Here is a 255-nt window from a genome sequence, read left to right on the forward strand (position 1 = left end):
GCTTCCTGCCGCCGGTGATCCACATTCGCGACAACCTCGAGCTGCGGCCGAACGCATACCGGATCGCGCTGAAGGGCGTCGAGATCGGCGCGGGCGAAGTGTTCCCGGGCCAGTGGCTCGCGATCAACCCCGGCCAGGTGACGGCCGCGCTGCCCGGCGCGGTGACGCAGGACCCGGCGTTCGGGCTGCCGGCCGTGTGGATCGACGTCGCGATGCGCGAACAGGCGCAGGTGTACGGCTACACCGTGGTCGACG

1 protein-coding gene is annotated in these 255 nt (G+C 71.0%); it reads left to right on the forward strand.

What is annotated here, in order from left to right:
• A partial coding sequence (locus SB816_RS33335; RefSeq protein WP_410548420.1) for an FHIPEP family type III secretion protein occupies positions 1–255 on the forward strand: 255 nt, incomplete at both ends.

This window comes from Achromobacter sp. SIMBA_011 (assembly GCF_046535435.1).
Classification (GTDB): Bacteria; Pseudomonadota; Gammaproteobacteria; order Burkholderiales; family Burkholderiaceae_B; genus Achromobacter; species Achromobacter dolens.